The sequence below is a fragment of the Saccharopolyspora sp. NPDC050642 genome (assembly GCF_040654735.1).
GTDB lineage: Bacteria > Actinomycetota > Actinomycetes > Mycobacteriales > Pseudonocardiaceae > Saccharopolyspora > Saccharopolyspora elongata.
In genome coordinates this window covers 38,279-50,703 of the sequence record NZ_JBFAIN010000025.1, presented here as the reverse complement: position 1 = coordinate 50,703, position 12,425 = coordinate 38,279, and the positions used below count along the sequence as shown (strand labels likewise).

Below are 12,425 nucleotides of genomic sequence, written 5' to 3'. Positions count from 1 at the left end.
GTCGGGCCACGCCACGCCGAAGGCTGTGGACAACTCCCGCAATTTCAATGGAAATCGGATCTTCGATTTCCATTGAAATTGCGGCACAGCACGCGGGGTCAGGGTTTCGGGACGACCATCGGCGTGCCCGTCAGTGGGTCCGGGACGACGATGCTGGGGAGGTCGAAGACGTCTTCGAGCAGCGTCTCGTCGACGATGTCGGCGGCGGCGCCCTCCGCCACGACCCGGCCGTCCTTCATCGCCACCAGGTGATCGGCGTAGCGGCAGGCCTGGTTGATGTCGTGCAGCACCGCGATGATCGTCCGCCCCTCGTCGCGCAGCTTCGCCAGCAGCGTCAGCAGCTGGTACTGGTGCGCGATGTCCAGGAACGACGTCGGCTCGTCCAGCAGCAGGTAGGGCGTCTGCTGGGCCAGCACCATCGCCACCCACACCCGCTGCCGCTGCCCGCCGGAGAGCTCGGCGACCGGCCGCTCGGCCAGTTCGGCGACGCCCGCGGCGGTCATCGCCTCGGCGACCGCCCGCTCGTCCTCCTCCGAGGTCGTGGCGAGGAAGGACTGGTGCGGGAACCGGCCCCGGCCGACCAGCTGCTCCACCCGGATGTTCTCCGGCACTGCCGGGTCCTGCGGCAGGAAGCCCAGCGCGCGGCCGAGTTCCTTGGTCGGGTACGACCCGACCGGCCGGCCGTCGAAGTTCGCCTCGCCCGAAACGGGCTTCAGCAGCCGCACGAACGCGCGCAGGAGGGTCGACTTCCCGCACGCGTTCGGGCCCACGATGGCGGTGAACGCGCCGTCCGGGATGTCGAGGCCGAGCCGGGTGGAAACCACCCTGTCGCCGTAGCCCAGGGTGAGTTCCCGCGCGCTCAGTCGCGAGGTCATGCGCGCTCCACCTCCTTGGTGAGCAGCCAGATCAGGTAGCAGCCGCCGATCGCGGTGCTCACCACGCCGACCGGGAGCGACACCGGCGCCAGCAGCATCTGCGCGATCAGGTCCGCTGCGAGCAGCAGCACCGCGCCGGTGAGGGCGGCGGGCAACAGCGGCACGCCGGCGGCCTTGGCCAGCCGTCGCCCGATCTGGGGCGCGGCCAGCGCGATGAACACGATCGGCCCGGCCACCGCGGTCACGGTCGCCGTGCATCCGACGCCGACCAGCACCAGCAGCAACCGGTGCCGGTGCAGCGAAACACCGGTGGCCACGGCGACGGAGTCGCCCAGCGCGGTCTGGTGCATCGCGTGCGCCTGGGTGGCCAGCAACGCCAGCAGGCCCAGGATGATCGCGAACGGCAGGTACACGTCCGCCCAGTCGATGCCGTTGAGCGAGCCCGCGCTCCAGCCGACCGCGGCGATCGCCACCTCCAGCTCGGCGCGCAGCACGATCCAGGCGTTCACCGAGGTGAGGATGGCGTTCATCGCGATGCCGACGATCACCAGGCGCAGCCCGGAAAGCCCGCCCTTGGCCGAGAGCAGGTAGATCACCGCGGCGGCCAGCACCCCGCCGAGCACCGAGCTCCCCGCCAGCTGCGCGGAGGTCCCGGACAGCACGGTGATCGCGAACAGCGCGCCGGTGTAGGCGCCCGCGTCGAGGCCGATGACGTCCGGGCTGCCCATCGGGTTGCGGGTGATGTTCTGGAAGATCGCCCCCGCCACGCCGAGCGCCGCGCCGAACACGATCCCGGCGAGCACGCGCGGCAGCCGCCACTGCGCGACGACCACCGTCCAGTCGCCGGTGCCCGCGAGCGCGGCCAGCACCTCCCCCGGCGACAGCCAGGAAGCGCCGAAGCACAGCCCGAGCAGCGCGAGGCCGAGGATCAGCACGATCAGCGCGGCGGCGAGCAGGACCGTCCGGCGCGGCAGGCGCAGCGCCCGGCCGCGCGCACGCACCACGATCGCGTTCATAGCGCCACCGACCCGTATCGCCGGACCGCCCAGATCAGCACCGGGCCGCCGAGGAAGCCGGTCACGATCGCCACCGGCACCTCCCCCGTCGGCAGCAGCACGCGGGCGCCGACGTCGGACAGCAGCATCAGCACCGCACCCAGCACGGCGGTGTAGGCCAGCTGCCAGGGGACGGAGCCGGGGGCCATCCGGCGGGCGAGGTGCGGCACGATCAGCCCGACGAACAGGATCGGCCCGGCCAGTGCCGTCGCCGCCCCGGTCAGGACCGTGATCACGACCAGCGTCGCCACCCGCACCCGCGCCACGCGCGTGCCGAGGGTGCGCGCGACGGTCTCGCCGAGCTCGATCGCGTTCAGGGACCGGGCGAGCAGCATCGCCGCGACCAGCGCCAATCCGATCGCGACCAGCGGCAGCCCCAGCGGCACCTGCTCGCGGCCGGCCAGCGAGCCCACCGCCCAGAAGCGGTACTGGTCGAAGACCTCGGGGTTCAGCAGGCGCAACCCGAGCGACAGCCCGGACAGCACCGCGCTCAGCGCAACGCCCGTGAGCACCAGCCGCAGCGGCGACCGGCGCCCGACCGCGTAGACCAGCAGCGCGGCCAGCACCGCGCCCACGATCGCCGCGAGCAGCTCGCCGAGCTGGGAAACCGCCACCCTGAGCGCGGAGCCGACCGCGACGGCGAAGCCGGCTCCCACGGTCACGCCGAGGATGCCGGGCTCCGCGAGCGGGTTGCGGGACAGCGTCTGGATCAGCCCGCCCGCGACGGCCAGCGCCGCGCCAACGCTGATGCCTAGCAGCACGCGCGGCACGCGGACGTCCCAGATGATCAGGTGCTCGGATGAGCCGTCGAAGGCCACCAGCGCTTGCAGCACCTCGGCGGGTCGCAGCGACTGCGCGCCGATGGCGATGCCGAGCACGGCCGCCGCCGCGAGGGCGACGGCCGCTCCCAGCAGCATCACGGCACGGCGCCCGGTCGACCCGGGCGCCATGCCATCTCTCGTCGAACTCACGCGACTGCCGGAGATCACTGCGCCAGCAGCGGGGCGAACGCCTGGTCGATCGCGTCGAGGGCGCGCATCGCCTCGGGGTAGGTCGCCGCCTCCGTGTAGCGGATCGGGAAGATCTTGCCGGCCTTGACCGCGGGCAGGTTCTTCCACAGCTCCGAGTCGAGCACGTATTGCACCGCCGGGGAGACCGTGCCGTCCGGCTTGACCGAGTAGGTGATCGCGTCGGCCTCCGCGAACGCGGCGGGCAGCTCCTCGATGGACGGGTACTCGCTGACGTCGCGCGAGCCGCCGCCCTTGACCTTGACGTCGCCGTAGTAGTCGCCGCCGATGTCGTTGATGACGCTGGTGCCCCACGACTTGTCGAACTCGCGCTGGAAGTTGCCCTTGGCCACCTGGCCGTAGGAGCCGACGTGCCCGAGCTTCAGCCCCGGCAGCACCGGCTCGTACTTCTGCTTCAGCTCGGCGGCCTTCGCCTCGTACTCCGCCTTGGCCGCGTCGTAGTTCTCCAGCGCGCCTGCGGCGTCGGCGTACTTGCGGGTGAGCTCGCGCCACTCGGCCGGGTTCTTCGGGCCGATCGCGACGACCGGCGCGACCGCCTTGAGCCGCTCCACGTCGACGTCGCCGAGCACCGGGGTGGGCACGCCGATCACGATCAGGTCGGGCCGCGCCTTGGCGATCGCCTCGTAGTTGGTCTCCGCCGCCGACTCGCCCGCGACCTTGTCCAGCTTCTCGTACGTCGCGAGGTCTTCTGGGGTGAACATCGGGACGCCGCGCGCCCAGGCCGAGATGCCGACCAGCGGGGCGTCGGCCTCGATCAGCGCCGGCACCGCGTACCCGGTCGCGATCACGCGCTGGGGCTTGGCCGGAATGGTGATCTGGCCGTTGTCCGCGGCGAAGACCCGGGTCTGGGCATCCGCGGTCGTGGCGGAGCCGCCCGCCCCGCAGCCGGCGAGACCGGCCGCGGCGACGACGAGGGCGGCGACGACCCCGAAAGACCGAGCTAAACGCATTCGTGTGTCCTTGACTTGAGGTTAATTTAGGGTTGGCTAACCTTAATCGGCGGTCCGCGGCGTCCACAAGAACGATCTGCCGCAACCGCTCACCCGGTCACGCCTCGTGCTCGTGGTGGTGGTCGTGGTCGTCGTCGAAGTCCGCGATGCCGCGCTTCCAGTAGCCCGTGACGTCGTAGTCGCGCTTGTCCAGCCCCAGCTCGCCCTTGACCCAGCGGCGCAGCGGCTTGAGCACGCCGGCCTCGCCCGCCAGCCACACGTACAGCCGCTCGCCGTCGAGCACGGGCACCGACCGGACGGCGCTCTCCAGCGCGTCGCACGTGCCCGGCGGCTTCGGCCCCCGGTGCAGCCACCGCACCTCGACGTCCTCCGGCGCGGACAGCTCGATCTCCTCATCGGCGTCGGCGACCTCGATGAACGCCCAGCCCTTCGCCGTGCGCGGCAGCTCCTCCAGCCGACGCGCGATCGCGGGCAGCGCGGTGATGTCGCCGGCCAGCAGGTAGCGGTCGTAGGTGTGCGGCACGATCAGCCCGCCGGGCGGGCCAGCCACGTGCATGACGTCGCCGGGCGCGACCGCGCGCGCCCACTCCGAGGCGAGGCCGCCGGGGTGCAGCACGATGTCGATGTCGATCTCGCCCGCGACGGGGTCGTACCGGCGCACCGTGTACTCGCGCGACGTCGGGGACGGCTTGGGCCAGCGCAGCAGCAGCCCGTTCTGCTCGGGCAGCCGCAGCCTGCCGTCCGGGTCCGGGAACATGAGCTTGACGTGCTCGCACGGCGAGTGCGCTTCGAAGCCCTCGGTGCCCGGGCCGCCGAGCGTGACGCGCAGGAGCCCGGCCCCGATCATCTCGGTGCGCACGACCTCCGTCTCGCGGATCCGGATAGGGTAGCCCACCTTCTCCGCGTGCCGGCCTTCCCGGACCTGCGCGATCCGGTCCAGGTGCCCGATCCGCTCCGCCTCCGCGCGCGTCATGCGACCCCCTCCCCCATCGCGATCCGCAGGCTCTTCGGCCGCAGGTCGGTCCAGTTCGCCCGGATGTGATCCAGGCAGGCCTCGCGGGCGTCCGGGCCGAACACCTGCCGCCAGCCCGCCGGGATCTCGGCGAACTCCGGCCAGAGCGAGTGCTGTTCCTCGTCGTTGACCAGCACCAGGAAGGTGCCCTCCGGGTCGTCGAACGGGTTCATCAGGACTTGCTCACCTCTCTCGAATAGTGCTTGACGCCGACCGGGCCCGCAGACCGCTCACAACCCGGCCGGCCGGGTCCGGGGCCGCACCGGCGCGATCCGCCTGCGGCGCGCCGCCTCCGCGAGGACGTCCAGGCAGTGCGCGGTGGTGGGCCAGTCCAGGCAGCCGTCGGTGACGCTGACGCCGTGGCGCAGCGGCCTCGCCGCGATGTCCTGATTGCCCGCTTCCAGGAAGGATTCGATCATGACTCCGAGCAGGCCGCGGTTGCCCGCCGCGACCTGCGCCGCCACGTCTTCGACGACGCCCGGCTGCCGCCGGTGGTCCTTCCCGCTGTTGCCGTGCGAGGCATCGACCACGACGCCCGCCCCGACGCCCGCGGCGCGCAGCTCGTCGAGCGCCGCACCGACGGACGCCGCGTCGTAGTTGGGCCGCGCACCACCGCGAAGCACGACGTGGCAAGCGGAATTGCCCGCGCCGACGACCGCGGACGGGGCTCCGCCGGCGGCCAGCGCGGGGAAGGTGTGCGGTGCCCGCGCGGCTCGCACCGCGGCGATCGCGACCTCGACGTCCCCGGTCACGCCGTTCTTCATGCCGACGGGCATCGGCAGCGCCGACGCGAGCTGCCGGTGCGGCTGGGAGGCCACCGTGCGCGCGCCTAGCGCGCCCCACGACACCAGATCGAGCACGTACGGGGCGAGGAACGGGTCCACGAACTCGTACGCCAGCGGGAGGCCGGAATTCGCTGCGCGCACGAGGAATTCGCGCCCGATCGCCAGACCCTCGGCCAGGTCCTCCCGGCCGGCCAGGTGCGGATCGTGCAGCAGTCCCTTCCAGCCGACCGAGGTTCGCGGCTTCTCCAGGTACGCGCGCAGCACCACCAGCAGGTCGCGGTCGTGCGCCGCGGCGGCGGCCGCCAGCTCGTGGGCGTACTGCAGCGCGGCGTCCGGGTCGTGCACGGAGCACGGTCCGACGATGACTAGCAGCCGGTCATCCGCGCCGTCGACGATCTCCCGCACTGCACGGCGGTGCCCGGCCACCTGGGCGCGCAGCCGTTCGCCGCGCGGGAAGCGCTCGGCCAGCTCGGCCGGGGTGGGCAGCGGCCCGAGGACCCGTGCCGAGTCGTCCGGCCACGCCAGGGCGAGCGGTTCGTCCGCGATGGCGGGCAGTTCGAGGGGTACCGCGGGTCCAGCCATGCCGGCGAGCTCCTCCTCCGTCGTGATTCCCGAAGCGGTCGGCGCCGGGAGCACGAAGCCCGGCAGGCCACTTGGGTTAGCCTAACCTAATCAAATCGGGCGTAGGGATCGAGTGATCAAGGGAACAGCACTGCGCGAAAAGGATCATCCAGACGCGGGCGGGCACTCATCGCGGCGGGCCGGGGCTTCCACGCTGCCGATCACTCGGCGAGACTGAGCGCATGCCACCGCAAGAACTGCTCGCGAGGCCGCAATGGCGACGAACCGGCGACCCGCGCTTCCCGGTGGCCGCCACCGTCGACGGCCGGTCGTGGGTCTTGCGGCTCAACAGCTTCCCGGATCATCCGCTGTGGACCCTGTTCGTCGACGGCGCGGCGCGCTTCGACACCGACAGCACACCGCCCACCTGGGGAAAGCCGTTCAACCAGACATTCCCCGCCCTGGCCGCCGCTACCGCGGAGGAGATCCTCGCGCCCGTCCGGGACTTCGTGGCCTACGGCAGCGAAGCCGGCGCCCCCTGCGACGACCCGTTCTGCTGCGGCTGAAGCCCGGTCACACGAACGCTGATCCACCGCGCGCGGTTCACTCCGCGCTCCTCGCCCGGATCGCGGGCAAATCCACTGCCCGTTCTTCCCCACCCGCGGACAATTCCGGTGGCCCCGGTCACCGCGCTGATAACTTCGGCCGCAGCGATCGAGTTCGCGGACGGCGTTCATCCGATCCCGGCAACGATCGCAGGTTCATCCGAAAGGCCGCCGCCGCGCCGGATCCCGGTCAACCGCGAGGCTGGAATACCGGCGCGCGCCGGCGGCAATCCATGGCGGGAATGCGAGTTCGGCATTTTCCCGGGCGAAGGAAGGATCAACTGTGAAGAAGCTCATGGCCGGTGCCCTCGTGGGGTTCGGCATGCTCGTCGCCACCGCGACGTCCGCGACCGCCGCACCGGCCGAGTGGTACTACACCGGCCACTGGTACCACACCGCGGCCGCGTGCGAGCAGGGCTACCAGGACATGGTCGGCGGCCCGGGCAGCCCGGGCGTGGACCTGCCGCACGAGTGCAGGCCGGCGAACGGCGTTTACGAGCTGTGGCGGATGCGGTGACCGCTCGCCCTTGATCGAGCACCCGGAGCGGGGGCGTCCGGCGAAAACCGGGCGCCCCCGCTCCGCCACCGGGGCGATCCGAGCGGCAATGCGGCGAATGCGTGAACATCTGCGAAACCCGCTCGCCCTTCGCCCCGGATTTCTCCGCCCCCTTTGATTCCTCGGCCGCCCGCCGGACCTCAATTCGCGGCGTGATCCATAACACAATCCCCTGAGAGCGGGCCCTGAGCACGCCATTTCCACAGTTTTCGCCGGTATTCGCCCGGCGGGTCGTCCTGCACTTCGCGCCACGCGATACCTTCGCAGGGTGCGTGGGCAGGAAAGACGAGCGATCGAGGCGGTGTCGGAGTACCTCGCGCAGCTGAGGCGCGCCCCCGACCCGCGCGATCTGGCCCGCGTGGTCGGCACCGCGCTCGGTGCCACCGGATGCGCGTTCAGCGTTGCAGGAGACCGCTACCGGTGGGGGCACGGAGCCGGGCCGCGGCTGGAGCACCCCGTCGAGTACGGCGGTGAGCTGCAGGGAATCCTCGCCCTCGCGCCGGAATCCGCCGGGCCGGTGACCGCGCTCGCAGCGGTGCTCGGCGCGCCGCTGGCGGCGGTGCGCCTGGCCACCGAGACCGACCGGCTGCGCCGCGACGGCGATGCCGCGGCGCGCGAGCTGGCCGACGACCGGTGGCGCGCGACGGTGGAGATGGAGCAGGAACGACGCGGGCTGGAACGCGACCTGCACGACGGCGCCCAGCACCACCTCGTCGCGCTGCGGATGGCGCTCGCGCTCGTCGAGCACGGACCTGGTCATGCGGCAGCCCGAGCTTGGTGAAGATCGACGCGATGTGCTTCTCGACGACCTTCGCGGAGACGAACAGCTCCTTGGCGATCGCGTTGTTGGCCGCTCGGTCAGCGCGGCGATGGGACTGTCCTTGTGCCCGGCCGGGGCCTCGACGAGGCGCTTGGCGAACGCCGGTTCGATCACGATCTCGCCCGCGGCGATGCGGTCCAGCGTGTCGGCGAGCACCTGCACTCCCGCGACGCGCTCCTTGAGCCGGTAGCCGATGCGCTCCGCGCCGATCTCCAGCACGCGCATCGTCCTATGTGGAAAACGGGGGGTGCGCTGGTCTTCGACGCGGTGCTGCACGCGCCGCCGCCGGACGACACCACGAAGATCGCGGTGGTGCACTGCCAGTACCCGTGCGTCGCCGAGCTGCCGGCCACCTCGCTGTTCGCCGGGCTGCCGGTGGAGAAGCAGGCAGCGGTGAAGATTCCGCTGTCCTGCTTCGTGTCGGCGGGACTGGACCCGAGGAAGGTCAACACCCCGTTCGTCGTCTACTCCCAGCGGCGCATGGACGTCACCTTCTCCAACGTGCGCATCGAGACCGGCGCCGCGGACGACGCGGACGTCACGTCCTGCACCGAGTTGCGCTGACCCGCCGCTCCTGCCATTCCGTCACGCGGCTTCCGGGAGCGGGCTGGGGAACTGGTCGCGCAGCGTGCGAAGTGCGTTGTGCAGCCTGCTCTTCACGGTGCCGACGGGAACGCCGAGCACGGATGCCGCGGACGTCGCGGTGCGGTCGGTGAAGTAGACCTCCACCACCGCGCTGCGGTGAACCGGGGAGAGGTGGTCGAGGAGCTCTCCCACGACCATGCGGTTCTCCACCTCGTCGCTGGGCGCCGACTGCACGGCGGTGTTCGCCAGCGCTTCGCCGTCGAAGCCGACCTCGGTCGGCCGGGCCCGCCGGCCGCGGTGCAGGTCGATGGCGACGTTGTGGGCGATGCGCAGCAGCCAGCCGCGCACCGAGCCTTTGCCGTTGGTGAGGCGGTCGGCGTGGCGCCAGGCCCGCAGCCACGTCTCCTGCACGACGTCCTCGGCCAGGTACCGGTCGCCGGTGAGGCGGGTGGCGTAGGAACGCAGCGCGGCACCGTGCTCCCGGATGACACTGTCCATGGTGTTCATTTCGCATTCCCTTCCCGGCGGATGTGCTGGGCGATCCCCTGGTGTCGACAGGAATGCTTCCGTTGATCGGCGCGGGAATCGTCGGGTCTGTCCCTCCGTTCCCCGGTGCTGTCCCGCTGGTTTTCCGGTGGCTGTCCCGCCCCGCGGGGGTAGGGCTGTCCCCCAGGCCGGACCTGTTCCCGGACTCGTCCCGCGCGCCTTCTCCTGGATCACGGCGGCGTGGTGCCGTTCGGTTCAGCACTGCTCGCGGGTGGTTTCCCGCGGCCGGGGCCGGTCTTCCCTGATCAGCGGCCGCCACACCCCGTTTCGCCTGGTAGGGCCGTGGCGCGGGGTCTGCGTGGCGAAGGCGTTGCCTTTCTTCCCGAATCCACGTGTGCCCGGTCTTGATCGCGATAGTGTCGGTGATCACCATGACGAGCACACCGGAACCGTTCGCGGGCCATCGCGGCGCAGTTCGCGCCATCGCCGTCTTCCCGGACGGCCGCAGGTTCGTCACCGGCGGCGACGACGCCACGGTCCGGGTCTGGGACCTGCGCACCGGCGTGCTGCTGCACGAGCACTCCGAGCACGAGGACGCCGTGCTCGCGGTCTCGGTCACCGCCGACGACCGAGTCGTTTCGTGCGGCCGGACCGCGACGGTCGACTGGGCGGTCTCGAACCGTGGGACCGCCCCGGCGCGGCACCGCGTTCGCGTCACGGCAGCCGCCATCTCGCCCGGCGGCGACGCCGTCGCGGCCATCGACCTCGCGGGAACCGTCCTGCAACCGCCCGACGGCAGCAGCTGGCCCAGCGGGCACCGGCTCGTCGAGAGCATCGCGGTGACCAGGAACCGGCAGGTCGTCACCGCCGGCTCCGACCCGCTCATCCGCGTCACGGACTGGTCCGGCGAGGAACTGGGCCGGCTGAACGGCCACGCGCCCGGCAACGCCGCGGTGGCGGCTTCCCCCGGCGGCACGCGCGTCGCCTGCGCAACCCTGGACGGCGTGCTCTGCTGGAACCGCGGGCAGAAGGAAAGCACGGTGCAGCTGACCGGCTGCGAAGACGTGGTCGCGGTGGCCGTGACGCACGACGGACGGCAGGTCGTCGCGGGCGATTTCAACGGCGGCGTCTGGGCCTGGGAGCCGGAGCGCCCCACCAAGCCGATGCAGATGCACGGCAGGCACGACGGCGCCGTGCGGTCCTTCGCCGTCACGCCCAACAGCAGGCTGCTCATCAGCGGGGCCGAGGACGGCTCGATCCGCGTCTGGGACCTGACGACGGGCGGCCCCGCGGATCCCGGCACGAAGCAGCGACCGCAGGCCGGGCTCGCCAGCGACCAGGAGAGCGACGAAGACCTGCTCGACTTCGCCGACGACGTGCGCGGCCTCGCCGAGCTCGTCCTCGACCGGGAAACCAGGCCGCCGCTGGCGATCGCACTGCTCGGCCGCTGGGGATCGGGCAAGTCGAGCTTCCTGCGCCAGCTCGAGAAGAACGTCGATCGGCTCGCGAAGGAAGCCGGCCGGAATCCGGCGCGCAGCGTCTTCGCGACGGCGGTGCGCCAGGTGCGCTTCGACGCGTGGCACTACAACGACGACCACCTGTGGGTCGGGATCGTGGAGCACCTGTTCGCCACCCTCGCCGAACCCGTGCCCCCCGACGCCGATGACGTCCGCACCGAACGCACCACCCTCCGCAAGGAGCTCCGCTTCCTCGAAGAGCTGGCCGATCCCGAGGCCGGCCTGGGCCGGCGGCTGCGTGCGCGCATGCGGCTGTGGTGGGCGAAGCTCGTGCTCCGGCGTGCTCGTCTCGCGTGGGCAGCCGGGATCGCACTGCTGCTCGCCGCCGCGACCGGCTTGGTGGTGTGGCTGACCGGCGGCGCCGTCTGGGCGTGGCTGGTGGGCGCGGTGAGCACCGTGCTGCCGATCGTCGAACTGATCACCACGACGTGGCCCACGGCCCGGCGGCTCACCGCTGGCGACTCCCCGAACCTGGACAGCCGCGTGCGGGACACCAAGATGCAGCTCGCGAAGCTCGACGCCGCCCAGGAGCTGGCGCTGGTGATCGAGGAGGCCCGGGCCGGCGGTTACGAGCAGTACCGCGGGTTGTTCGGCCGCGCGCACGCCGATCTGCGCAGGCTCAGCGAATCCGCCGAGAAGGCGTTCGCGGAGTGGGATCAGGCCGACGAACAGCAGCGGGCGGCCTCCGCGGGTTCGCCGCCGCTGGAACGGGTCATCCTCCACATCGACGACCTCGACCGCTGCTCGCCGCGCAAGGTCGTCGACGTGCTCGCCGCGGTGCACATGCTGCTCGCGCTCCGGCTTTTCGTCGTGGTGGTCGCGGTGGATCCCCGGTGGCTGCGGCGCTGCCTGGAGCAGTACCACTCGGAACTGTTCGGCGGCCACGCCGATGGGGAGGACGGCGCGACGCCGCTGGACTACCTCGACAAGATCTTCCAGGTGGTGTTCGGCTTGCGCCCCATGGGAACCGAGGCCGAGCGGTTCGTCGAGGCGCTCGTGCCGACCGAAACCGCGTTGCCGACGGCACCGGCGCCGGACGCCCCGCGGTCGGGCGGTGTCGGCCCGGAGATGTTCGCGCCGGACCGCGGAAAACCGGCCGAACCCCGGCTGCAGTCGCCCGATCCGCAGCCGGAAAAGCTGTGGCTGCAGACCGAAGAGCTGGAGTTCATCCAGCGGCTCCGCCCGCTGCTGGCCACGCCCCGCGCGGTGAAGCGGTTCGTGAACCTCTACCGCCTCGTGCGCACGACCGTCCGCGACGAGAAGGACTTCATCCGCACCGGGGAGTACCAGGCCGTTCTCGTGCTCCTGGCGGTGCTCGTCGCCGCGCCGGAAGGATGCCGGGCCCTCATCGCGATGCTGCGCGACCCGAGCCACGAGGGGGACGTCGTTGCGCTGGTGGAGGAACGCGTCGCCGCCGAACAGTCGGCACGAGTGCGCGACATCTGGACGAGGTTGCTGGGCGTGCTGAGCCGCGGGCCCGCGGTGCACGGGAATCCTTCGACCTACCGCCGCTGGGCGGGTACGATCGCTCGGTTCAGCTTCGAGACCTGGGACCTGACCGAGCCTCGCACGCGATCTGGGGAGGACTGA

General features: G+C 71.8%; 13 protein-coding genes. 5 read left to right on the top strand and 8 right to left on the bottom strand.

Annotation, left to right across the window (positions count from 1 at the left end):
- Window positions 1-98: 98 nt before the first annotated feature.
- The 7 genes from AB0H93_RS30045 to AB0H93_RS30015 all read right to left on the bottom strand — a co-directional run bounded on the left by AB0H93_RS30045 (window position 99) and on the right by AB0H93_RS30015 (window position 6,287).
- A complete protein-coding gene (locus tag AB0H93_RS30045) occupies window positions 99-875 on the bottom strand; it encodes an ABC transporter ATP-binding protein (protein WP_358576817.1) in 777 nt (258 codons plus the stop codon).
- The gene (locus AB0H93_RS30040) at window positions 872-1,891 is read right to left on the bottom strand and encodes an iron chelate uptake ABC transporter family permease subunit (RefSeq protein WP_358576815.1); all 1,020 of its coding nucleotides are present in this window, start codon (window positions 1,889-1,891) and stop codon (window positions 872-874) included. The genes AB0H93_RS30045 and AB0H93_RS30040 overlap by 4 nt, the downstream gene beginning before the upstream one ends.
- Window positions 1,888-2,880 (bottom strand): iron ABC transporter permease, encoded by a 993-nt coding sequence (locus tag AB0H93_RS30035; protein ID WP_358576813.1) that lies wholly within the window; start codon window positions 2,878-2,880, stop codon window positions 1,888-1,890. The genes AB0H93_RS30040 and AB0H93_RS30035 overlap by 4 nt, the downstream gene beginning before the upstream one ends.
- 35 nt (window positions 2,881-2,915) lie before the next feature.
- Window positions 2,916-3,908, bottom strand: coding sequence for an ABC transporter substrate-binding protein (locus AB0H93_RS30030; protein WP_358576811.1), 993 nt, complete (start codon window positions 3,906-3,908; stop codon window positions 2,916-2,918).
- Between the two features lie 97 nt (window positions 3,909-4,005).
- Window positions 4,006-4,881: a siderophore-interacting protein gene (locus AB0H93_RS30025; RefSeq protein WP_358576809.1), complete on the bottom strand. Its 876-nt coding sequence runs from the start codon at window positions 4,879-4,881 to the stop codon at window positions 4,006-4,008.
- Entirely contained in the window at window positions 4,878-5,096 is a 219-nt protein-coding gene (locus AB0H93_RS30020) for an MbtH family protein (RefSeq protein ID WP_358576934.1), read from the bottom strand. The genes AB0H93_RS30025 and AB0H93_RS30020 overlap by 4 nt, the downstream gene beginning before the upstream one ends.
- Window positions 5,097-5,150: 54 nt before the next feature.
- Window positions 5,151-6,287: a 3-deoxy-7-phosphoheptulonate synthase gene (locus AB0H93_RS30015; RefSeq protein ID WP_358576806.1), complete on the bottom strand. Its 1,137-nt coding sequence runs from the start codon at window positions 6,285-6,287 to the stop codon at window positions 5,151-5,153.
- A 221-nt stretch (window positions 6,288-6,508) separates the two neighbouring features.
- On the opposite strand from AB0H93_RS30015, the gene AB0H93_RS30010 reads away from it, so the two are divergent.
- The 4 genes from AB0H93_RS30010 to AB0H93_RS29995 all read left to right on the top strand — a co-directional run bounded on the left by AB0H93_RS30010 (window position 6,509) and on the right by AB0H93_RS29995 (window position 8,811).
- Complete coding sequence (locus AB0H93_RS30010) at window positions 6,509-6,832, top strand: hypothetical protein (RefSeq protein ID WP_358576803.1); 324 nt, start codon at window positions 6,509-6,511, stop codon at window positions 6,830-6,832.
- Between the two features lie 322 nt (window positions 6,833-7,154).
- Window positions 7,155-7,388, top strand: coding sequence for a hypothetical protein (locus tag AB0H93_RS30005; protein WP_358576801.1), 234 nt, complete (start codon window positions 7,155-7,157; stop codon window positions 7,386-7,388).
- A 307-nt stretch (window positions 7,389-7,695) separates the two neighbouring features.
- Window positions 7,696-8,208 carry a histidine kinase gene (locus tag AB0H93_RS30000; RefSeq protein ID WP_358576799.1) on the top strand — a complete coding sequence of 171 codons (513 nt, stop codon included), beginning with the start codon at window positions 7,696-7,698 and terminating at the stop codon, window positions 8,206-8,208.
- A gap of 102 nt (window positions 8,209-8,310) precedes the next feature.
- A complete protein-coding gene (locus AB0H93_RS29995) occupies window positions 8,311-8,811 on the top strand; it encodes a putative glycoside hydrolase (protein ID WP_358576797.1) in 501 nt (166 codons plus the stop codon).
- A 21-nt stretch (window positions 8,812-8,832) separates the two neighbouring features.
- Here AB0H93_RS29995 and AB0H93_RS29990 read toward each other — a convergent pair whose 3' ends face one another.
- Window positions 8,833-9,339 carry a sigma-70 family RNA polymerase sigma factor gene (locus AB0H93_RS29990; RefSeq protein WP_358576796.1) on the bottom strand — a complete coding sequence of 169 codons (507 nt, stop codon included), beginning with the start codon at window positions 9,337-9,339 and terminating at the stop codon, window positions 8,833-8,835.
- A 410-nt stretch (window positions 9,340-9,749) separates the two neighbouring features.
- Between AB0H93_RS29990 and AB0H93_RS29985 the strand changes: the two genes are divergently transcribed.
- Window positions 9,750-12,425, top strand: a complete 2,676-nt coding sequence (locus tag AB0H93_RS29985) for a P-loop NTPase fold protein (protein WP_358576794.1) — start codon at window positions 9,750-9,752, stop codon at window positions 12,423-12,425.